The organism is Thermicanus aegyptius DSM 12793 (genome assembly GCF_000510645.1).
In the GTDB taxonomy this organism is placed as follows: domain Bacteria; phylum Bacillota; class Bacilli; order Thermicanales; family Thermicanaceae; genus Thermicanus; species Thermicanus aegyptius.
Map to the genome: position 1 here is coordinate 2,539,343 of NZ_KI783301.1, position 19,315 is coordinate 2,558,657.

Below are 19,315 nucleotides of genomic sequence, written 5' to 3' on the forward strand. Positions count from 1 at the left end.
TTTGAAGATCAAAAAAAGAGCCGTCCCCGGGGGAAATCTCTCCCCTTCGGACAGCCCTATATTCACTTCCCTTATTCCGGATGAAGGGATTGCTTTATGGATGATGGGAGGGTTCATCGATTACAGATCATAATACAATTCATATTCCTTCGGATGGGTGGTGGTTGCGACCAACTTCGCCTCCGCCTCTTTCAGCTCCAGCCAAGTATCGATCACATCTTTGTTAAAGACCCCGCCTTCAAGGAGGAATTCATGGGATTGTCGCAGTGCGTCCAATGCTTCACTTAAGCTTCCGGGGACGCTCTTAATCTCATTCTTCTCTACGGGGCTAAGTTCATAGATGTTCTTATCCACCGGCCCAAAACCTTCTTGCCGAGCATCAATCTTTTTCTTGATGCCGTCCAGCCCCGCCATCAGCATGGCGGCGAAGGCCAGATACGGGTTGGAGGAGGCATCCGGTGTCCGAAACTCAATCCGTGTCGCCTTGGGCGAGACGGCAGCGATGGGAACCCGCACCGCCGCTGAGCGATTCGCCTTGGAGAAGACCAGATTTACGGGAGCCTCAAACCCGGGGACAAGACGCTTATAAGAGTTCGTACTGGGATTGGTGAAGGCAATCACCGAATGGGCATGGGTGAGCAAGCCTCCAATATAATAGAATGCCGTATCGCTTAAATTCGCATAATTTCCTTTTTCATAAAAGACCGGGGTATCTCCGGCAAAGAGGCTCTGGTGGGTATGCATGCCGTTGCCGTTATCTCCCACGATCGGTTTCGGCATAAAGGTGGCCGTTTTTCCATATTTCTTCGCGACATTGCGGACGATATATTTATAGAGGAGAAGGTTGTCTGCCGTTTTTGTCAAGGTATTGAAGCGAAAATTAATTTCCCCTTGCCCGGCTGTGGCCACCTCATGGTGATGTCGCTCCACCGGCACTCCGCAGGCTTCCAGAAGCATCACCATTTCATTCCGGAGATCGGTCTGGGTGTCGCTGGGGGAGACGGGGAAATATCCTTTTTTATAGCCGATCTTATACCCCAAATTTCCTCCCGTCGCTCCGGTATTCCAGAACGCCTCCTCCGAGTCAATGAAGTAGTAGGAACCCCGTTGGTTGGATTCAAAGCGAACATCATCGAATACGAAGAATTCGGCCTCGGGCCCGAAGAAGGCTTCCGTGGCCAGCCCCGTCTCCTTCAAATAGGCTTCTGCGCGTTTGGCAATCACCCGGGGATCCCGTGAATAAGGTGTGCCGTCCGGATTGTAAATGTCGCAAAGAATACTTACGGTGGGCACCTGGATGAAAGGATCTACAAATGCGGAGTCGGGATCGGGCATCATCACCATATCCGACTCTTCAATCCCCTTATATCCCGTAATGCTGGAACCGTCAAAGGCTACCCCTCTGACAAAAGTCTCTTCCCCAACCTGCTCCGCCGGAACGGTCACATGATGCTGCCTACCGAGCAAATCAACGATGCGGAAGTCAACAAAACGTATCCCCTTCTCCTGAATTAATTTCAAAAGCTCATCAACCGTCATTTTTCCTCTCACCTCTTGTTCGCATATCTCTAATACACATTGACTAACTCCTATTATAATCTCAACCCCCATTTATGTAAAGTATTATATTCAATTCATGTCATTTTTTCTACCATTCCATCATCCGATTTTTTTGCATAAAAAAAGCTGTTTCCCACAGCTCCATGCTTTCTCCATCTCCCTATTCTCTTTGTATAAGCGATAAATACTACCCTGAACCGTTTTGCTGCCCTTTCCCGCTAATTTCTCACCAATCCATGTTTCACCGCATAGATGGCGGCTTGGGTCCGGTCCTCCAGGCCCAATTTCATCAGGATATTGCTTACGTGGGTTTTCACCGTCTTCACGCCGATATAAAGTTCGTCGGCAATCTCCTGATTCGTCTTCGCCTCTCCCAGAAGGCGGAGAACCTCAAGCTCCCTGTCGGTCAGTTCTTCATGGGGAAGACGTTCTTGCTTCTTTCGCATATTGGCCGTAAGAGCCGTGGCGACGGAGGGGTCGAGGCGGGATTCCCCCTGAACGGCGGAGCGGATCGCCGCTGCGATTTCGTGTGCCTTCGCTGTCTTTAAAAGATAACTGATGGCCCCTGCTTCGATGGCGGCCATGATCTGTTCATCCTGAACGTAACTGGTAAGGACAATGACGGCTGTCCGGGGAAGGCGCTCTTTAATCCGTTTCGTCGCCTTTACCCCGTCCAAGACCGGCATGATAAGATCCATCAGCACCACGTCGGGTGTAAGTTTTTCCGCCAATCTCACGGCCTCTTCCCCATTCTGGGCTTCGCCGATCACCTCAAATCCTTCTTCCAAAGAAAGGTATACCGATAACCCCATGCGAACCATCTCATGATCATCCACGATGAGGATGCGGATTTTCTCCATCTGCTTCTTCCCCCTTATAGACGATTGGGATGCGTATCTCCAAGATGGTGCCTTTTCCCGGTGTACTGGTAAGTTCCACCACCCCCCCCATCTCCCCTACCCTTTCCCTTATCGTTCCCAGCCCCATGGAGGAGGTCACTTTCCTCTCATCATACCGGAATCCGACGCCATCATCTTTAATACGCAGGATCAAAGCGGAACGTTGCTTAAGGAGATGAAGTTCTATTTTTTGGGCATGGCTGTGGCGAACCGCATTGGAGATCCCTTCCTGAACGATCCGGAAGAGATGCTCTTCTAATCCCTTCGGCAAGGGATCGATCGTATCCATGGTCCATTCGTATTGGATCGGATGCTTTTCTTTCAGTTCATCGAGGAGCGCCTGTAAAGCCTCGGTTAACTTCTTGCCCTTTAAGGCAACCGGCCGAAGGTGAAGCAGGAGTGCCCTCATTTCGGCTTGGGCGGCTGCGGCCATCTCTTCTACGATGTGGAAACGTTCCTTCGCTTGGGCCGGATCTTTTTCGATCATAAGCCGTAAGGCTGCGAGCTGCATCATGATGGCGAATAATTGCTGACTGATCGAGTCGTGCAATTCCCGGGCGAGCCGCTGCCTCTCTTCATGAACCGCCACCTGTTTCGACTGCCCCAACAGTTCCGCATTCTCCTCCACCAACTTTTGCAGGGAACCCACCTGCCCCTCAAATCGCTCCGCCATTTTATTAAATTGCCGGGCCAACTCGGCAAACTCATCATTCCCGTTGATGGGAATCCGGTAATCGAGATCTCCACGGGCATATTTCTCCGTCGCCCATGAAAAAGACTCCAGATCCTGTTTTAGCTTTCTCCCTGAAGCAAGACCGCTTACCACACCCACGACGAGTGAAGAAAGAAGGGAGAGAAGGAAAAGAAAGAAGAGAAGCCAAAGGGAGCCTTCTCCCTTGAGCAAAACAAGAAGCTGATAGATGACGCTCCCTTCTTGAAAGAGAAATAGACCGCCTGTCATGAAAAAGATGAGGAAGGCTATAAAGAGAAGGCTGCTTCCCACGGTTGCGTAAAGAAATACCCGGACCGCATTCCACAGGATGCTGTGAAACCGACGCTCCAACTCCATTTCGATCGCCTCTTCCTACACATCGAGGATGCGGATTCCGCCGATTTTTAAGTCGATCAGAAGGCGTAAACGTTTCGGCGCTTCTTCATAATTCGGGCTTTGGTAGACATAATGCCTGCCTGTGCCATTGTCGTAATCATCAAAGATCCGGTAATCGCCCACACCCAGATGAGCCCAAATCGATACCGGCAGTTCACGGGGGATATAGAGCTTCACATCTCCCACCCAGCCCCGGATCTCGACCTCCGTCTCTCCTTCGCCGATTTTTGCTTTGGAGAAATCGATGTTCACATCCCCGATGCCGTTCCAAAGATGCATATCCTCCAGTTCAAACAGTTCTTTCCCCAGGCCGATGTCTCCGATCAGCGCACTTTTATAATATTTTTTTTTCTTTTCTTTCCCTTCGGTGTAAAAGCCTTCACTTTCAAAGAGCCCCTTAAGACGGGAGAAGCCTTTATCCTCCTTCTCCTCTTGATCTCGCTCTCTAGTGTGCAGATCCTCTTTCTCTCTCCCAAACTCCTTTTCATTGGAATGATGTTTCACTTCTATGTGAATTCCCCTTTTTCCCTCGGGAGATGAAGGACGGATGAGAAGGCGGAACCCGATAAAAATAAGAAAGAGAGGCCAGATGAGCCCCCATAGATTGGACCACACGATCTCATAGAGGCCGATCCGTTCCGCTAAGAGATTCCAGCCGATCACGGCGATGATGAAGCCGAAAAAGAGGGAACCCAGCCAACCGCCTGCATGCCGCTTCCACAGCAGGGCATCGGCGATCAATTTCACCCCGAAAAGAAGGATGATGGCGGGCCAAAATTTCATGAAGAGGTCTCGCAGATCGATATGAATCAGGTTAAAATTATCTAAGATCAGTCCTATTCCGATTCCGATGAGGAGTATACTGAAAAAATATCTCCAAAAAAACCCGGTCGGTCTCATCATCTTCGCCACCTTACATGAAATCCATGCTGCTCTCATTATAGGAAGGAATATGGGAAAATACACCCTTCATCAGAAGGGGAAGGACTCCGCCTTAAGACGGAGAAAAAGAGGTGTAAAGGTCAGGCCTCCGATCCTCAAAGACAGGAATCTCCCGCCTAATCTTCTCCACTTCATCCAATCGGATGGTCGCATAAAGAATTTCCTCCCCTTCGCCTCCTTCGGCCACCACTTCGCCCCAGGGTGACAAGACAAGGGAGTGGCCGAAAAAAAAGTTTCTCTCATCCCTCCCCGTTCGATTGGCGGCAATGATGAACATCTGATTTTCAATCGCACGGGCGGCAAGGAGAGTGCGCCAATGATGAAGGCGGGGATGGGGCCATTCCGCAGGCAGGAGGATCGCTTTTGCTCCAGCCAGAGCCAGCTGACGGAAGAGTTCAGGAAAGCGGAGATCGTAGCAGATGGCAAGCCCCATTCGTTCCCCCATAAAGGGGAAGGTGGTGAGTCTCTCTCCCGGGGAGAGGAATTTCTCCTCCTCCATGAGACGAAAGAGGTGGATCTTTCGATATTCCCCCACCTGCTTACCCTCTGCGTCAAATACATAGGAGGTATTATAAATCCTCTCTCCCCTCCTTTCGGCGATCGATCCTCCGGCGATGAAGGCTCCTATTTTTTTCGCATAGGAAGAGAGGAAATTCTTCGTCCTCTTCCCTTCGTCGTCGGCCAGCTCTCGGATGCGGGAGAGAGCATATCCCGTCGTCCACATCTCCGGCATGAGGATAAGATCTACCTCCTTGCCTGAGATTTCATCCAATAATTTTTCCATGTGGTGAATATTGGCCTCCGGATCCCCGAGGGCCACATCGGTCTGAAGGATTGCCACTTTAAAACTTCTCATTTTCCCTCCCCCATTTCGCCCGTTTGTGTTATCATTGTGCTTAATGTTACTCCTATTCTATCATGAGGGCCCAAGCCCTTGAAACCCTTTGATCTATTTATTCGAATGGAAACTAGAAAAAGAAAGGAAAAAGCGTCATGCCGATCTCGATTCAACCCTCCCGACTGATGCAGCGACTTCCCGAACAATTCTTCGCCCAACTTACCGCGAAAGCAAAAAAGTTTATGGATGAGGGGTACGATGTGATCAACTTGGGCCAAGGCAACCCCGACCTTCCCACCCCTCCCCATATTGTGGAATCCCTCCGGGAAGCGGCATTAAATCCAAAACATCATCGCTACCCGCCATTTCGAGGTTTGCCGGAATTAAAGGAGGCCGTCGCCTTTTATTATGAATCAAGGCATGGGGTACAAATTAATCCGGAGCGGGAAGTGGCCATTCTTTTCGGAGCGAAAACGGGTTTGGTTGAAATAAGCCCCATTTTTCTAAACCCAGGCGACATCGCCCTCGTTCCGGATCCCGGATATCCCGACTACTGGTCCGGAATAGCCATGGCTGGAGGAACCATCTATCCCCTCCCTTTAGAAGAGAAGAACGGCTTCCTTCCCGATTTCTCCACGATCCCTACTGAAATCCTGGAGCGGACAAAACTTCTATTCCTCAATTACCCGAATAACCCCACCGGAGCCGTGGCTCCCCTCTCCCTATATGAAGAAGCGATTCGCCTTGCCAAAGAATATGAGTTCTTGGTACTCTCCGATTTTGCCTATGGGGAAATCGCCTTTGACGGTCACAAACCCATCAGCTTTCTTCAAGTTCCGGGGGCTAAGGAGGTGGGCATCGAGTTTTATACCCTTTCGAAAACGTATAACATGGCCGGATGGCGGGTAGGCTTTGCTCTAGGGAATCCGGCAGTGGTTCGGCTGATCGAAGAATTTCAGGATCATCTCTATGTCTCTCTGTTCGGAGCGGTTCAGGAAGCTGCCGTCACGGCCCTTACTTCCTCCCAGGCGTGCGTGGAAGATCTTCGCTCCATTTACCAATCCCGCCGCGACCTCCTCTTTGACTCCCTAAAAGAGATGGGCTGGCAAGCGCCGCTTACCCAGGGAACGTTCTTCGCCTGGATTCCGGTTCCCAAAGGTTTCACTTCCCTCTCCTTCGCCGATTACCTCTTGGAACGGGCCCATCTCGTGGCGGCCCCGGGAATCGGTTTCGGCTCCCACGGAGAAGGGTATGTACGGGTTGGCCTCCTTACGCCGGAGGAAAGATTGCTGGAGGCAATCGAAAGGATGAAGAGGCTTGGGCTTCCCCACGATGCCAGGTAAACCTTGGATCAAACTTGATGAAACCTCTTCCCCGCTCCATCGTTATATTAATATGAGAAATGCATATCGTTTTTTTGGAGGTTTAAGATGCCCACATTGGCAAAACTGGCCACTGTCTCATTAACACTTCTACTCCTCACTTTTTTCGGGGTGATTTTATATTTTCTTCTTCCTTACTTGGCGCCCTTTCTCTTCACCTTAGTGCTCGCCGTCCTCATCGAACCGGTCAACCGGCTTCTCCTTCGCATCCCCCGCATGACGAGGGCGTGGGCGGTGGGAATTTCCAACACTTCCCTTATCCTTCTTATTACAGGACTTCTCATTCTGGGCGGAACAAAAATCATATCGGAGTTAAACGTCCTCCTTCATCATCTCCCCAATCTGGTGGAAACCTTGGTGGGTGACTTTAACACTTGGATGGAGAGAGCCAAGAGAGTCTATTTTGAACTTCCTCCCGATCTTGTTCATAACCTGAATCAGTCGGTCAATTCCCTGGTGGAATGGGGAAAAAATCTCCTGGCCGGTTCTGTTCCCATCCTCTACGGGATTGTCGCCGGATTCCCGGGCTTCCTCATCCTTTTGCTCGTCATCATCGTCTCCTTTATCTTAATGAGCTATTATTTGCCGCAGATGAAATCCCTTTTTTTAAGCCTTTTTACCCATCGGGCCCAGGAGAAGGTAAACCTCATCCTGAACGATCTCAATTCCGCCATCATCGGCTTCGTCGGCGCCCAAATCCTCTTAAGCTCCATAACCTATATCATCTCATTCGCAGGGCTTATCATCTTGGGGGTAAAATATGCTCTCGCCATCGCTTTCTTGATTGTGATCGTCGATATTCTGCCGATCCTGGGAACGAGTGCGGTTCTCCTGCCATGGGCGGCGTATACCTTTTACCACGGAGATACCCGCTTGGGCATCGGCTTGATTCTCCTCTTCTTGGTGATCGCCGTCGTAAGGCGGATTATTGAACCACAAATTCTCGGTGCCGGAATCGGCCTCGATCCTCTCTCTACCATTATCAGCCTTTACCTTGGAATCCAGCTTTTAGGTGGAATCGGGATCTTCCTCGGGCCCCTTCTCTTCATCGTCGTCAAATCGATGTATAAGGCAGGTTTGCTCCGCTTTAAATTCGATTTCTAAGCGTAGGAAGGCGTTAGGCCGTTTATCGTTTCGATTTTCGAAACCCGCCTCGAGCGCTGTTGGCGGAAAGGAGCGCGTGTTCTCGTTCTCCTTTTATCGTTTCGATTTCCGAAATCCTGCCTCGAGGGCTTCCCTCTCGGTTTTGAACCAGGCTTCGGCCTTCGTCTCCTCATAAAACGCTCCTCCGGGCATATGGTAGATTTTCTCTCCATCCTTCGTTATGTTTCCTTTGATTAGCCCTCTTCCTTCCCCATCCACATAAAGTTTATCCAGCTCATCCGATGCGCTTGCGTCGGTCGATTTTTGCCCTCCATTCTCCAATCCCCATAAACCTTTTCCAGCTTCCCGGGCTTTTCTCTCTACCTCGAGGAAATGGTCGGCATATTTCACATTGGGGGGAACGGTAAGAACCTGGGCATACCCCTCTGCCAAGAGAAGCTCGTTGTAGAAAGTGCCATCCGGCAAATAGACGTAAGCTAGGGTCCGTCCATATTTATCCTTTAAAGAAACATCATACTCAAGGCGAACCTTCTTCCCCTCCAGCTTTTTTTTCGTAAAATGACTAGCCTCTTTCCCGTACGGTTCCACCGGTGAATCGGGTTTGACCGACTCAGGGGTATCCACACCGATCAGCCGCACTTTTTCTCCCGTCGCCGTTTCGAAGGTATCTCCATCCACCACCCGTTTCACCACCACCCAATCGTCGTTTGGACCGCATCCTACGATAAGAGTGATGAAACCTACAACGGTTAGGAAGAAGAGGGTTAACCTAAAAACATCTTTTTTCCCCAAAACCACAATGCTTCATCCTTTCTCTCCGGTTTTATGGATTTCCTCACGTAAACAGGTCGTGCGTCTCATATGAATGACCGTTCCAAGAAAAAATGAAAGATGACCCATGCAGCCTATCCCATGTCATGGTACAATGAAGAAAACCCATTGAGCAAGGGGGGGATAACCATGAGCCATTTGGAGCATAAAGAAATGGGGAAGAAAAACATCTCGTGTAAAGTCATTACCGTCAGCGACACACGCACGGAGATGACAGACCGAAGCGGAAAGAAAATCATTGCTCTTTTGGAAGAGAACGGACACACGGTCTCTTCCTACGTCATTGTTCCCGATGAATATGGGAAAATAAAGGAAGAGATCGGGGCGGGGCTTTCTTCCCCAAAGGTAGAAGCGATTCTGATCAACGGAGGAACCGGCATCTCTCCCCGGGATACCACCTATGAAGTGGTCCATGATCTCCTGGACAAACGCTTGGACGGTTTTGGGGAATTATTCCGATACCTCAGTTACCATGAAATCGGTTCGGCCGCCATGCTTTCCCGAGCCATCGCCGGTGTGGTCGGAAAAAAAGTCATCTTCTCCACACCCGGGTCCACCGCTGCAGTTCAGCTGGCGATGGAAAAACTGATCCTGCCGGAACTGCCCCATCTTCTCCATGAATTGCATAAACATGACGAGAAATAGCTTTATTTTTTATACCTGTTAGGGTATAATACTTTCATGGATCATGAGTTGAGAAAGGGAGTATACAAATGGAATATACGGAAAAGATGAAAAACCGCCTAAAGAGGATAGAAGGACAAGCCAGGGGAATCCTGCGCATGATGGAAGAAGGCAAGGAATGTGCCGACGTCGTTCACCAGATGACCGCCCTTCGCTCTGCAGTGGATCACATGATCGCTTATGTGATCGGCAATCATATGGAACAATGCATCCGGGATAATGTTATAAAGGGAATCGATAATGAAAAGACAATACAAGAAGCGATTCAACTTTTGACCAAATCCCGTTAATCCCAAAACATCCTTAACAATGCTAAAAAGGAGGGGATCCCTCCTTTTTTTACTTTATCCCTCTAAGATGCCCCCTTTGCCCAGTCGAGGAGAATGCGTACGACCTCCGGCCGGGAGAATTCCGGCGGTGGAGAAATTCCATCTTTTAACATCTCCCTCACCTTCGTCCCGGAAAGGATCACATGATCACCCTCCGGATGAGGACAGGTCTTGTAGGAGGCCATGCCCTCACATTTTTTGCAATAAAAGGTGTTTTCAAAAAAGAGAGGAGTAATTCCCAACTCTTCCGAGGAAAAAAGGGAAAAGATCTTCTGGGAATCGTAGGTCCCATAAAAATCTCCCACACCTGCGTGATCCCGGCCTATAATAAAATGGGTGCATCCGTAATTCTTCCGAAGAATGGCATGAAAAACCGCTTCCCTGGGTCCTGCATAGCGCATCGCAGCCGGGAAAACCCCAAGCAAAACCCGTTCCTTCGGATAGTAATGGTGAAGAAGTCGTTCATAGCTAGCCATCCTTACATGAGCGGGAATGTCTCCCTTCTTCGTCTCACCCACCAAGGGATGGATGAATAAACCGTCTACGGTCTCCAAAGCAACCTTTTGGATATACTCATGTGCCCTGTGAATCGGATTTCGGGTCTGAAAACCAACCACCCTTTTCCAACCTCGGTCGCGGAAAAGGCGCCTCGTCTCCAGAGGATCCATTTCATAAGGAGAAAAGCCAAAGGTGATGCGCCGGTATACCTCCACCTCGCCCGCCACATAGGTGGGAGAAAGAGACATGAGGCGAGCTACCCCCGGATGTTCTCGATCATTGGTGAGAAAAACCCTCCAGGCTTCTTCTTCTTGATCCACTTCATACACTTCACTGACCCGAACGGCCCCCGCGATCTCTCCCTCCCCTTTCACGAGGGGGGCCCACTCCCCTACTTTTAGCTGATATGCGACTTCAATCGGAACGGAGAAGGTGACGGGCACAGGCCAGATGGTTCCATCCCGGAGCCGCATCCTTGACAGCACACTTTGATACTCCTCCTTTCCCATAAACCCCCGCAGAGGGGAGTATCCCCCATTGGCGAAAAGTTCCAAGTCCGATAATGCGAAACGATAAAGGGGAACCGGTGGGTTTCCGAAATCAAGGAGGCTCATCTTCTCCCTCGGGTTTACCCGCCGGATTTCTAACCTGCCCCCATGGAAATTCTCTTCCGTTTTGGTTAAGAGTTCCTCCATTCTCCTCCCCCTCTATTCGCGGATATCGAAGTATTTCTCGCCGGTCCAAAACCGATCCCTACGTCTCGTCCTTTACTGGTGAAGCCCGCACTCCACTTTATTAAAACCACTCCATCTGCCGCTTCGCATCCCCTCGCCCTGCTTCACAGGGCGGGTGCAGACGGCGCAGCCGATGCTCGGATAATTCCGATCATGAAGGGGATTATAGGGAAGGTTTCTTTCCATGATATAGCTCCAGACCTCTTTCTCCGTCCAATCGACTAACGGATTCATTTTTACCAACTGAAACTTTCGATCCCATTCTACCTTTTTCATATGGGCACGGGTGGGCGACTGCTCCCGGCGAATTCCGGTAATCCAGGCTGAAAAGGAAGAAAGGTACTTCTTCAGGGGTTCCACCTTTCGTAAATTGCAACAAAAATCAGGATCCCTGCTCCAGAGCGCTTCCCCATGACGTAATGTCTGCTCCTTCAGGGATAAGAACGGTTTTACCCGGGTAAAGGTGCGGCCATAATGCGTCTCCAAACGGGAAATGGTTCCATAGGTCTCCTGGAAATGAAGATCGGTATCTAAGAAGAAGATATCCACCTGGGGATGATGCCGCATCAGGAGGTCAAGGATGACAAGATCCTCTTTGCCAAAGCTGGAAGCAAAAGTAAGACCGCTCCCGTACTTCTCCCAAGCCCAATGGATCAGCTCCAGGGCAGTATAGTGTTCATATACATCATGATCCAAATTCTCTCCTCCTATCCGTCAAGGGCGTTCGCCTATCTGCCCTATCTTATGCGTCATCGCCGCCGGTGTGCATAAAATTTCAAACAAAAAAAGCCCCCGCGGTGTCAACCCGAAGGGCTTTAATGGTCAAATCCGGATCGTTTATTCAGGCAATGAAGTACGGTTGCAAGCGCCGTTTTAATACATCCTTAGGCATATAGCCGACCAACGTCTCTGCCGGCAGCCCATTCTTAAAGACCATCATGGTGGGGATGCTCATGATTCGATACTGACCTGCGACGTATGGGTTCCGATCCACATTAAGTTTTAGGACCGTAAGCCCATTCTCCTGTGAGAGCGCTTCTAAGACCGGTGCAATCATTCGGCATGGGGCGCACCAAGGTGCCCAGAAATCAACGATCACCACCTCATGTTTCCGAACCTCCACGGCAAAGTTCCGATCATTCACTTCAATAATCGGCAAGGTGGACTCCCCTTTCATTCCATCATTTCTATAGATACCTATACAGGTATTATAGACAAGGGTTGCCGTTGAATCAAGTCAGTCCTAATGCCTTTGATTTACTTACGCCAGCAGCGAACTTCTCCTTGACGGGTGGTAATCCCCTCCCGATCCAAACGTTCTAAAAATGGAATCAGATATTTCCTGCTTACTCCCAGTATATCCTTTGCTTCCTGGAGTGTAAAGCCTTTCTCGGCCCTCTGCCGTAATATGCTGAGGCTTCTCTCCCATGTTTCCCTGGCCCAACATATCTTTTCACTTAACGATTTCAATTTTCCCGCGTGAATCAGGTAAGCCATTATTTCTTCCCCTTCCTGGGGTTTTAGTCCCATTTCCGCCACGAGGGTGGGCCAGTCGGTCGTAAACTGGCCCTCCCGCTCCATACGCAGATAGATTTCATCCGCCTTTTGGGCCAGCTTTTCCGGGAGATGAACCGTAAATTCGGCCAGCGCCAATCGCTCTCCTTCTTCCCTGATGCGCCCTTCTTGAATTAACCGCTCCACCAGCCATAGATAAAAGGGGTCCGGCCATTTCCCCACCTTCTCTTTTAATTCTGAACGTTTCATCCCTTCTTGGCTGCTGTTTTCTCGATGGTAATCATTTAAGAGTTCCGTAACCCGCTCCATCTGACGTAATCCCAATGACGCTTCGATGAAATAGGTCTCCGGCCCGATTTTTTTATCCGTGGAAAAAAGAATTCCCTCCGCCACCATAGAGGAAAGATAGCAATAGACCTGTTCCGGCGGAAGCGTTAAATCCTTATATAGCTCTCTGCCCGACATCGCCCGAACGGATAAGCGGGACAAGATTCGCTCCTCCGGATCGGCCAAGTCCTCCTTTCTCATTTCCATGACGGTTTCCGGGCGAAAGCGATACTTCTTCCCATAAGCATAGATCACCCTCCCTCCGGCAAACGTAAGGGCAGGGGTGGGGCGTCGGAGGATGACCCGGTCATCCCGTTTTACCGCCACCGGTTCCTTTAGAAGAACTTGTCCATAAAGCTCTTCTCCCGGAAATGCCTCCTCCCGGTCAAAAAAGAGCAGGATTCCCTCAACCTCCGAGGTGCCTGTATAGAGGAAAAGGCGGGAGCGATGTCTCACCACCAAATCGGCCCCGTCTAAAATCTTTATCTTCAGATCGATGCGGGTCGTCGATTCCAGAAAATCAGGCTCCACCAATACATTTCCCCTGCGGATCTCCTTCTTTTCCACTCCGGAGAGGTTTAAGGCCGTCCGGTCTCCTGCTGCCGCCCGCTCAACGTTTTGATGGTGCACTTGGAGCTGACGTACTCTGACCTCCTTATCCTGGGGAAGAAGACGAAGGCGCATTCCCGGGGTGATCCTTCCTTCGAACAACGTTCCTGTCACCACCGTTCCTACCCCCTTTACCGAAAAGACGCGGTCGATCGGAAGGCGAACCGGTTCACTTTCCTTCTTTTTCCCTTTTGAAAGGTGACGAGCGATCAAATCCACCAAAAGAGGGATCCCTGCTCCGGTCTTCGCGCTCACCCGAACGATCGGAGCATTTTCCAAAAAGGTACCCTTCACCTCCCGCCGAATCTCCTCCTCCACCATCTCCAGCCAATCGGAATCCGCCAAATCGACTTTGTTTAGAACAATCATCCCGTTTTCCATCCCAAGCAGCCGGAGGATGTCGAGATGCTCCCTGGTCTGGGGCATCACCCCTTCATCGGCGGCGATGACGAGTAGTACCAGGTCAATCCCTGCCACACCGGCGATCATTTGCCTGATAAAGCGCTCGTGACCGGGAACGTCCACCACACCTACCCCCTCCCCGTTGGGAAGCTTAAAATGGGCAAAGCCGGTTTCGATGGAAATCTCCCGTTCTTTTTCTTCTTTCCGGGTGTCTGTATCCATTCCCGTCAACCTCATGGTAAGAGTGGTCTTTCCATGATCGATGTGACCTGCGATACCGATCGTAAAATGAACCATGATCCATCCATTCTCCTTGACCATCTATCGGCATAAGTCTTATTATGTAATTATATTCTATTATACAAGCCTATTGCAGGGCCACTGCGTAAGGCGGTCCCGGGGGAACAGGTCTTGAATCCCCGATCGGCTTGAGCCACATGGGACAGGAAACCCTGTGGAGAAATGCTTTTTTTATGGATACCTGTGTATACTACAAAGGAACGACAGGGAGGGGAAAGAAATGGAACTGTTTTCTGCCGGGACGATGGCGGTTTTGGCCAGCATCATCGTGATTAATATGGTTCTAAGCGGGGATAATGCCGTGGTTATCGCACTAGCCAGCCGAAATTTAAAGGGGAAACTCCGGAAGCTGGCGGTGCTCTGGGGAACGGCAGGGGCGGTTCTCCTACGGATCCTGTTAACTGTCGTCATTATTCACCTTTTGGAAATTCCCTTTTTGCAGGTATTGGGCGGGGTCATGCTTCTCTGGATCGCCTACAAACTATTATCGGAAGAGGAGGAGCCAAAGCGTCAAATTCAGGGTGGCAAAACGCTCTGGTCCGCCATCGGCACCATTATCACAGCCGATTTTATCATGAGCCTGGATAATGTCTTGGCCATTGCCGCCACCGCCAACGGTTCCATCCCTCTGATTGTGATCGGGATCTCGATCAGTGTACCCATCATGATTTTCGGGAGCCAATTGGTATTATCTCTCATGGAACGATTTCCCATCATTGTGTTGGTTGGCGTAGGCATCTTAGCCTGGACCGCAGGGGAGATGATCCTGAAGGACGAAACCATGCAACATTGGTTAGGAAATTCCCTCCCTGCCTTTCAATGGATCCTTCCCCTCGTTTTTCTCCTCTTCATCCTCATCGTCTGGTTTCTGAAACGGAGAACGCTGATCATCCATCCTTCAAAATGAATTTGTGGAACGGCTCTATACGAGCCAATCCGCTTACTTTTATGGACCCGCAGCCGACCCACACGATGAATTTAAGGATCTATCCGTTAATGAAACCCCGTGAATGGTACAAGGCCTCCCTGCCGGAGCCGCATGGGGAATAAACGCGGGGGCGGTTGAGGTGCCGGTGCCCTCCCCGGTCTTCAAAACCGAGTGTCAGACATTTATGCCTGAGGTGGGTTCGACTCCCACACGCTCCCACCAAAAAACGCTGATATGGATAAGGACATACTCCCATTGGGGTGGAAACCCTTTTTTTTCCTAACAGTGATACGATCCTTTGTTGAAACGAAAGAAAAGATTTGTTATTATAAGTATCAATTCACTATTTTTCGACATATACCTACATATTCAAATAAATGGTTGACCACTACATAAATCATGGGTTAAGAACCTACGTTATTGGATTCCCATCGATGTAAAAGAATATCTCCATTTAAACGATATCCATTGACGAGAAACCGATAGGACAACAGGGAGTTGAAAAAGAAAAAAAAGCGGCTACCTCCAGCGAGTGGAGAAAATATGATAGAAAAAAAGAAAATGAAAGGGAGTGTTCTAGATGAAAATTTCGATTGAAAAAAAATTGATAGGTGTCTTTTTCATTGTTGCCATTTTGCTCGGAATAACCAGTAGTATCTCCTACTACTACTTGAGCAAAGTGAATGATTCCTATATCGATTTGCTTGACCGCAGAGTTGTAATTCAATCCAATGCGAAAGATATACAAATCAAATCTCTTGAGCAGATCAACAGTTTACGTGGATACCTCTTGCTTCTCGATGAGAAAAGTTTGAGGGATTTTACGAAGGCTAATACAGAACTGAACAATCTCATCAACGAGACATCCAACTTGGTGAAGCGAGCCAACAATCAAGAATCCTTAAAAAAATTATCGGAGTTGAATCGAGCGCTTCAAAACAAGGCAGGTCAAGCAGTTTTAACCGCCCGAGTCAACAAAGTAGACGCGATTGAATTTTTTTCGAAAGAGGTTGCCCCCATTACCAACCAATTATTAACAGAAGCAAGTAAGATTGTAGATGATCAACAAAAAATGGTGAATGAAGCAAATCAATCCAACACCGGAATGGTGCTGTTCGCCCGGACAGCTGTCCTGGGAATAAGCATTGCCGCCTTTTTTCTGGCCATTTTAATCGGTATCTTCTTTTCCAGACGGATCTCCAAACCAATAGTAGCTATGGCGGGAGTTGCCAAACAGATTGCATTAGGAGATTTAACCACCAATGAGATCAACGTGAAGAGTCGAGATGAAATTGGCGATTTGGCCAATTCGTTTAATCAAATGGCGAAAAACCTCCGTATTCTGATTCACCAAGTGAGAACCAGCGCAGAACAGGTAGCAGCAGCGTCAGAAGAATTGACCGCCAGTGCAGAACAAACCAGCCAAGTCACCGGACAAATCGCTTCCACGATGCAGGAAGTGGCGGAAGGTACGGAAAAGCAAGCCCGCAATGTGGAAGTAAGCGAGAAAATGATCAGCGAGATGTCGGCCGGCGTGCAACAGATTTCCGCCAATGCCCAAAGCGCATCTGCTACTGCAGTCCGGGCTTCCGAAACCGCGTCGGAAGGTAATCAATCTATTCAAACCGTTGTGCAGCAGATGAATTCCATTAGCAGTACAGTGAATGGGTTGGCGAAAGTGATGGAGGGATTGGGAGAACGTTCTCAAGAGATCGGAAAGATCGTGGAAGTCATAACCAGCATCGCCGCACAGACCAACCTGTTAGCGTTAAATGCGGCGATTGAGGCTGCAAGGGCAGGAGAAAACGGGAGTGGATTTGCCGTAGTAGCCAACGAGGTCCGCAAACTGTCTGAACAATCGGCCCAATCGGCACAACAAATTGCAGATCTGATTACCAACATACAAGATGGTATGAAAAATGCGCTGCAATCGATGGAAAAAGCAACTTACGAAGTAACCGGAGGCATTCAGGTTGTAACCAAGGCCGGGGAATCTTTTCACGAAATACAGCGTTCTGTAGATGAAGTGACCAAACAGATTCAAGAAGTTTCGGCTGCCGCTCAGCAGATGTCTTCCAGCGCAGAGCAAGTGGTAAAATCGATTCAACAAATTGCCGATGTGGCAGAGAGTAACGCGTCCGGAACCCAAAATGTATCGGCTGCAGCAGAAGAACAATTGGCTTCCATGGAGGAAATCTCATCTTCCGCCTCTTCCCTCTCCAAAATGGCTGAAGAATTACATACTCTTATTGGAAGATTTAAGGTATAAAGGATTTAGACTTCATCTATTTTTTCGGCCAAGCGACACGTATGGCCCTATTTTGGCTAAATGTATAGAGCGGTGGGGCAGGCCTTTGGTATAATCAGCATGACGACGGTGAAAGGAAGAGAAATATGTCGAAGGTGTTCAACGGAAAAAAGGAACGTCAAGGAAAACTTCTCATCTCCTGCCCGGACCGGCCGGGCATCGTGGCGGCCATCTCCCGGTTTCTCTTTGAACAAGGAGCCAACATTCTTGAATCGAACCAATATTCCACCGATCCGGAGAACGGCCTTTTCTTTATGCGTATACTCTTTGACCTTCCAGGTCTTCAAGATAAAAAGGAAGCATTAGAGTCGGCCTTCGCCCCCGTTCGGGAACGTTTCGGCATGACGGCACGCTTTGAGTATCCCGCTCCCCGAAAAAAAATGGCCATCTTCGTCTCCCGGCACGACCACTGCCTCCTCGAACTATTATGGCAGTGGCATTCCGGAGACCTGGACGTGGAGATCCCCCTGGTGATCAGCAACCATCCCGATCTAAGAGCGCAGGTGGAGAATATGGGGATTCCTTATTACCATATTCCGATCACCTCTTCGACCAAGGAGGAAGCCGAGGAGAAGGAGCTAAAGCTGTTGGAGGGAAAAGCGGACTTCATCGTATTGGCCCGTTACATGCAGATCCTTTCCCCTTCCTTTATCTCTCATTATCCAAACCGGATCATCAACATTCACCACTCCTTCCTCCCCGCTTTCGTCGGGGGAAGGCCGTATGAGCAAGCTTATGAGCGAGGCGTGAAATTGATCGGTGCCACCGCCCATTACGTGACGGAAGAACTGGACCAAGGCCCGATCATTGAACAGGATGTCCATCGGGTGACCCATAATGAAGGAGTATCCGAACTGAAGCGAATTGGCCGTCAAGTGGAGAAGACGGTTTTAGCCCGGGCGGTAAAATGGCACATTGAGGATCGGATTATCGTTCATCAGAATAAGACCATCGTTTTCCACTAATCGCATGCTTCATAGCCTTTGTGGACGGGGTAACCTTATGGGTTTACTCCGTTTTTCCTCTCTTTCTCAGTGTTTAACTCCTCATATCCAAAAAGGTACACATCGTCTCAAGGCAACCGTATAATAAGAAGGAACGTTTTCCAAATCAAGATAGGAGTGGTTCACATGCCCGAGCCAGATTGCAACTGCCGTCCTGAAGATTACAAGCGGCATGATCGGGAAGGAGTGGGAACGTTTGAATCAAACTCCCCAATTAGGCTGTAATTATTCTCCACAATTGCTTAAGCTTCTCAATCAGGGGGAGGTGCAGGTGGACTGGATCAAACTCTCCCGCTGGGAGGTCTTCGACGAGGAGTTTCAAATCGTCAGGCCCTATCGTCCCATTCTCCTTCATGTGCTGCCTCGGGCCTCCCTCGCTACCTTTGAGGAGTGGGACTGGGAACGAGTCCATCAAGCGATCGAAGCATGCGGCTCTCCCCATATCGCCCTTCATTTCCATGCCGACCCGGCGGACTGGGAAACCCCCCCCTCCGATGAAGAAATTCTAAGCCGTCTGCTTAACGGAGTGAAAAGAGTAAAAGAAAACCTTCCTGTTCCACTGATCATTGAAAATGTTCCCTACTATGGATTGAAAGGAACCCTCCGTCTCGCCACCGACCCGGAAATCATCGGAGAAGTTTGCGAGCGGATGGGAGTGGGGCTCCTCTTGGACCTGGCCCATCTCCGGGTAGCGGCATGGCATCGGAAAGAGGATCCCCTGCGTTACTTGGACAGGATGCCCTTGGCCCAGGTCCGGGAGATCCATGTGACCGGATCGGAAATGGATGCCCAAGAGGGCTTAAGAGACCGGCATTTGGAGATGAAAGAAGAGGATTACGCCTTGCTGGAAGAGGCGTTAAAACGCTGCCAACCGGAGATTGTCACCTTGGAATACGGGGGAACGGGACCCAAGTTTGAATGGCGGAGCGATCTTGCCGCATTGCGGCGGCAATTGCTGCGCTTAATGGAGATCCTGAACATTTCTTAATTTCCCCAGAAAATTACCTTCTCCG

General features: G+C 49.7%; 18 protein-coding genes and 1 tRNA gene. 9 read left to right on the forward strand and 10 right to left on the reverse strand.

From position 1 onward, the window contains the following. Positions 1-120 precede the first annotated feature (120 nt). The 5 genes from glnA to THEAE_RS0113500 form a co-directional block, all read right to left on the reverse strand. Positions 121-1,539: a type I glutamate--ammonia ligase gene (gene glnA / locus THEAE_RS0113480; RefSeq protein ID WP_028987836.1), complete on the reverse strand. Its 1,419-nt coding sequence runs from the start codon at positions 1,537-1,539 to the stop codon at positions 121-123. Positions 1,540-1,778: 239 nt separating this feature from the next. Continuing rightward, a complete protein-coding gene (locus tag THEAE_RS0113485; protein WP_028987837.1) occupies positions 1,779-2,420 on the reverse strand; it encodes a response regulator in 642 nt (213 codons plus the stop codon). Continuing rightward, positions 2,389-3,528, reverse strand: coding sequence for a HAMP domain-containing sensor histidine kinase (locus THEAE_RS0113490; RefSeq protein WP_005584773.1), 1,140 nt, complete (start codon positions 3,526-3,528; stop codon positions 2,389-2,391). Before THEAE_RS0113490 ends, THEAE_RS0113485 begins: the two co-directional genes overlap by 32 nt. 15 nt (positions 3,529-3,543) lie before the next feature. Then, complete coding sequence (gene liaF, locus THEAE_RS22165) at positions 3,544-4,467, reverse strand: cell wall-active antibiotics response protein LiaF (protein ID WP_052330013.1); 924 nt, start codon at positions 4,465-4,467, stop codon at positions 3,544-3,546. Between the two features lie 94 nt (positions 4,468-4,561). Beyond that, a complete protein-coding gene (locus THEAE_RS0113500; RefSeq protein ID WP_028987838.1) occupies positions 4,562-5,365 on the reverse strand; it encodes a carbon-nitrogen family hydrolase in 804 nt (267 codons plus the stop codon). A gap of 143 nt (positions 5,366-5,508) precedes the next feature. Here THEAE_RS0113500 and THEAE_RS0113505 point away from each other — a divergent pair, with 143 nt between their 5' ends. Together THEAE_RS0113505 and ytvI are read left to right on the forward strand one after the other, a co-directional pair. Further along, positions 5,509-6,690 (forward strand): pyridoxal phosphate-dependent aminotransferase, encoded by a 1,182-nt coding sequence (locus THEAE_RS0113505; protein ID WP_028987839.1) that lies wholly within the window; start codon positions 5,509-5,511, stop codon positions 6,688-6,690. An 87-nt stretch (positions 6,691-6,777) separates the two neighbouring features. After that, a complete protein-coding gene (ytvI, locus tag THEAE_RS0113510; RefSeq protein ID WP_005584776.1) occupies positions 6,778-7,833 on the forward strand; it encodes a sporulation integral membrane protein YtvI in 1,056 nt (351 codons plus the stop codon). A 93-nt stretch (positions 7,834-7,926) separates the two neighbouring features. On the opposite strand, the gene THEAE_RS0113515 is transcribed toward ytvI, so the two are convergent. Next, a complete protein-coding gene (locus THEAE_RS0113515; RefSeq protein WP_005584777.1) occupies positions 7,927-8,631 on the reverse strand; it encodes a thermonuclease family protein in 705 nt (234 codons plus the stop codon). Between the two features lie 162 nt (positions 8,632-8,793). On the opposite strand from THEAE_RS0113515, the gene THEAE_RS0113520 reads away from it, so the two are divergent. Together THEAE_RS0113520 and THEAE_RS0113525 are read left to right on the forward strand one after the other, a co-directional pair. Further along, positions 8,794-9,309 carry a MogA/MoaB family molybdenum cofactor biosynthesis protein gene (locus THEAE_RS0113520; RefSeq protein ID WP_028987841.1) on the forward strand — a complete coding sequence of 172 codons (516 nt, stop codon included), beginning with the start codon at positions 8,794-8,796 and terminating at the stop codon, positions 9,307-9,309. A 68-nt stretch (positions 9,310-9,377) separates the two neighbouring features. Beyond that, positions 9,378-9,638: a metal-sensitive transcriptional regulator gene (locus THEAE_RS0113525; RefSeq protein ID WP_005584779.1), complete on the forward strand. Its 261-nt coding sequence runs from the start codon at positions 9,378-9,380 to the stop codon at positions 9,636-9,638. A 62-nt stretch (positions 9,639-9,700) separates the two neighbouring features. Here THEAE_RS0113525 and sat read toward each other — a convergent pair whose 3' ends face one another. From sat to selB, 4 genes are all read right to left on the reverse strand, one after another. Then, a complete protein-coding gene (sat, locus tag THEAE_RS21025) occupies positions 9,701-10,870 on the reverse strand; it encodes a sulfate adenylyltransferase (protein WP_052330015.1) in 1,170 nt (389 codons plus the stop codon). Between the two features lie 72 nt (positions 10,871-10,942). Next, a complete protein-coding gene (locus THEAE_RS0113535; RefSeq protein ID WP_005584780.1) occupies positions 10,943-11,605 on the reverse strand; it encodes a phosphoadenylyl-sulfate reductase in 663 nt (220 codons plus the stop codon). Positions 11,606-11,750: 145 nt separating this feature from the next. After that, the gene (gene trxA, locus THEAE_RS0113540; protein WP_028987842.1) at positions 11,751-12,068 is read right to left on the reverse strand and encodes a thioredoxin; all 318 of its coding nucleotides are present in this window, start codon (positions 12,066-12,068) and stop codon (positions 11,751-11,753) included. A 98-nt stretch (positions 12,069-12,166) separates the two neighbouring features. Next, positions 12,167-14,059 (reverse strand): selenocysteine-specific translation elongation factor, encoded by a 1,893-nt coding sequence (gene selB, locus THEAE_RS0113545; protein WP_028987843.1) that lies wholly within the window; start codon positions 14,057-14,059, stop codon positions 12,167-12,169. Between the two features lie 223 nt (positions 14,060-14,282). Between selB and THEAE_RS0113550 the strand changes: the two genes are divergently transcribed. The 5 genes from THEAE_RS0113550 (at position 14,283) to THEAE_RS0113565 (ending at position 19,290) form a co-directional block, all read left to right on the forward strand. Further along, positions 14,283-14,969 carry a TerC family protein gene (locus tag THEAE_RS0113550; protein WP_084213561.1) on the forward strand — a complete coding sequence of 229 codons (687 nt, stop codon included), beginning with the start codon at positions 14,283-14,285 and terminating at the stop codon, positions 14,967-14,969. A 147-nt stretch (positions 14,970-15,116) separates the two neighbouring features. Then, positions 15,117-15,212 (forward strand) — tRNA-Sec (locus tag THEAE_RS23070). Positions 15,213-15,570: 358 nt separating this feature from the next. Next, positions 15,571-17,259: a methyl-accepting chemotaxis protein gene (locus THEAE_RS0113555; protein ID WP_028987845.1), complete on the forward strand. Its 1,689-nt coding sequence runs from the start codon at positions 15,571-15,573 to the stop codon at positions 17,257-17,259. Positions 17,260-17,384: 125 nt separating this feature from the next. Beyond that, on the forward strand, positions 17,385-18,263 hold the full coding sequence (gene purU, locus THEAE_RS0113560) for a formyltetrahydrofolate deformylase (protein ID WP_005584785.1): 879 nt from the start codon (positions 17,385-17,387) through the stop codon (positions 18,261-18,263). Between the two features lie 235 nt (positions 18,264-18,498). Further along, positions 18,499-19,290 (forward strand): multinuclear nonheme iron-dependent oxidase, encoded by a 792-nt coding sequence (locus THEAE_RS0113565; protein WP_169729992.1) that lies wholly within the window; start codon positions 18,499-18,501, stop codon positions 19,288-19,290. Positions 19,291-19,315 lie beyond the last annotated feature (25 nt).

Coding starts and splice junctions, on each gene's coding strand:
- purU (WP_005584785.1), top strand. CDS start 17,385: ATGTCGAAGGTGTTCAACGGAAAAAAGGAACGTCAAGGAAAACTTCTC.
- THEAE_RS0113485 (WP_028987837.1), bottom strand. CDS start 2,420: ATGGAGAAAATCCGCATCCTCATCGTGGATGATCATGAGATGGTTCGC.
- selB (WP_028987843.1), bottom strand. CDS start 14,059: ATGGTTCATTTTACGATCGGTATCGCAGGTCACATCGATCATGGAAAG.
- ytvI (WP_005584776.1), top strand. CDS start 6,778: ATGCCCACATTGGCAAAACTGGCCACTGTCTCATTAACACTTCTACTC.
- sat (WP_052330015.1), bottom strand. CDS start 10,870: ATGGAGGAACTCTTAACCAAAACGGAAGAGAATTTCCATGGGGGCAGG.
- THEAE_RS0113500 (WP_028987838.1), bottom strand. CDS start 5,365: ATGAGAAGTTTTAAAGTGGCAATCCTTCAGACCGATGTGGCCCTCGGG.
- THEAE_RS0113520 (WP_028987841.1), top strand. CDS start 8,794: ATGAGCCATTTGGAGCATAAAGAAATGGGGAAGAAAAACATCTCGTGT.
- THEAE_RS0113555 (WP_028987845.1), top strand. CDS start 15,571: ATGAAAATTTCGATTGAAAAAAAATTGATAGGTGTCTTTTTCATTGTT.
- glnA (WP_028987836.1), bottom strand. CDS start 1,539: ATGACGGTTGATGAGCTTTTGAAATTAATTCAGGAGAAGGGGATACGT.
- liaF (WP_052330013.1), bottom strand. CDS start 4,467: ATGAGACCGACCGGGTTTTTTTGGAGATATTTTTTCAGTATACTCCTC.
- THEAE_RS0113525 (WP_005584779.1), top strand. CDS start 9,378: ATGGAATATACGGAAAAGATGAAAAACCGCCTAAAGAGGATAGAAGGA.
- THEAE_RS0113550 (WP_084213561.1), top strand. CDS start 14,283: ATGGAACTGTTTTCTGCCGGGACGATGGCGGTTTTGGCCAGCATCATC.
- THEAE_RS0113490 (WP_005584773.1), bottom strand. CDS start 3,528: ATGGAGTTGGAGCGTCGGTTTCACAGCATCCTGTGGAATGCGGTCCGG.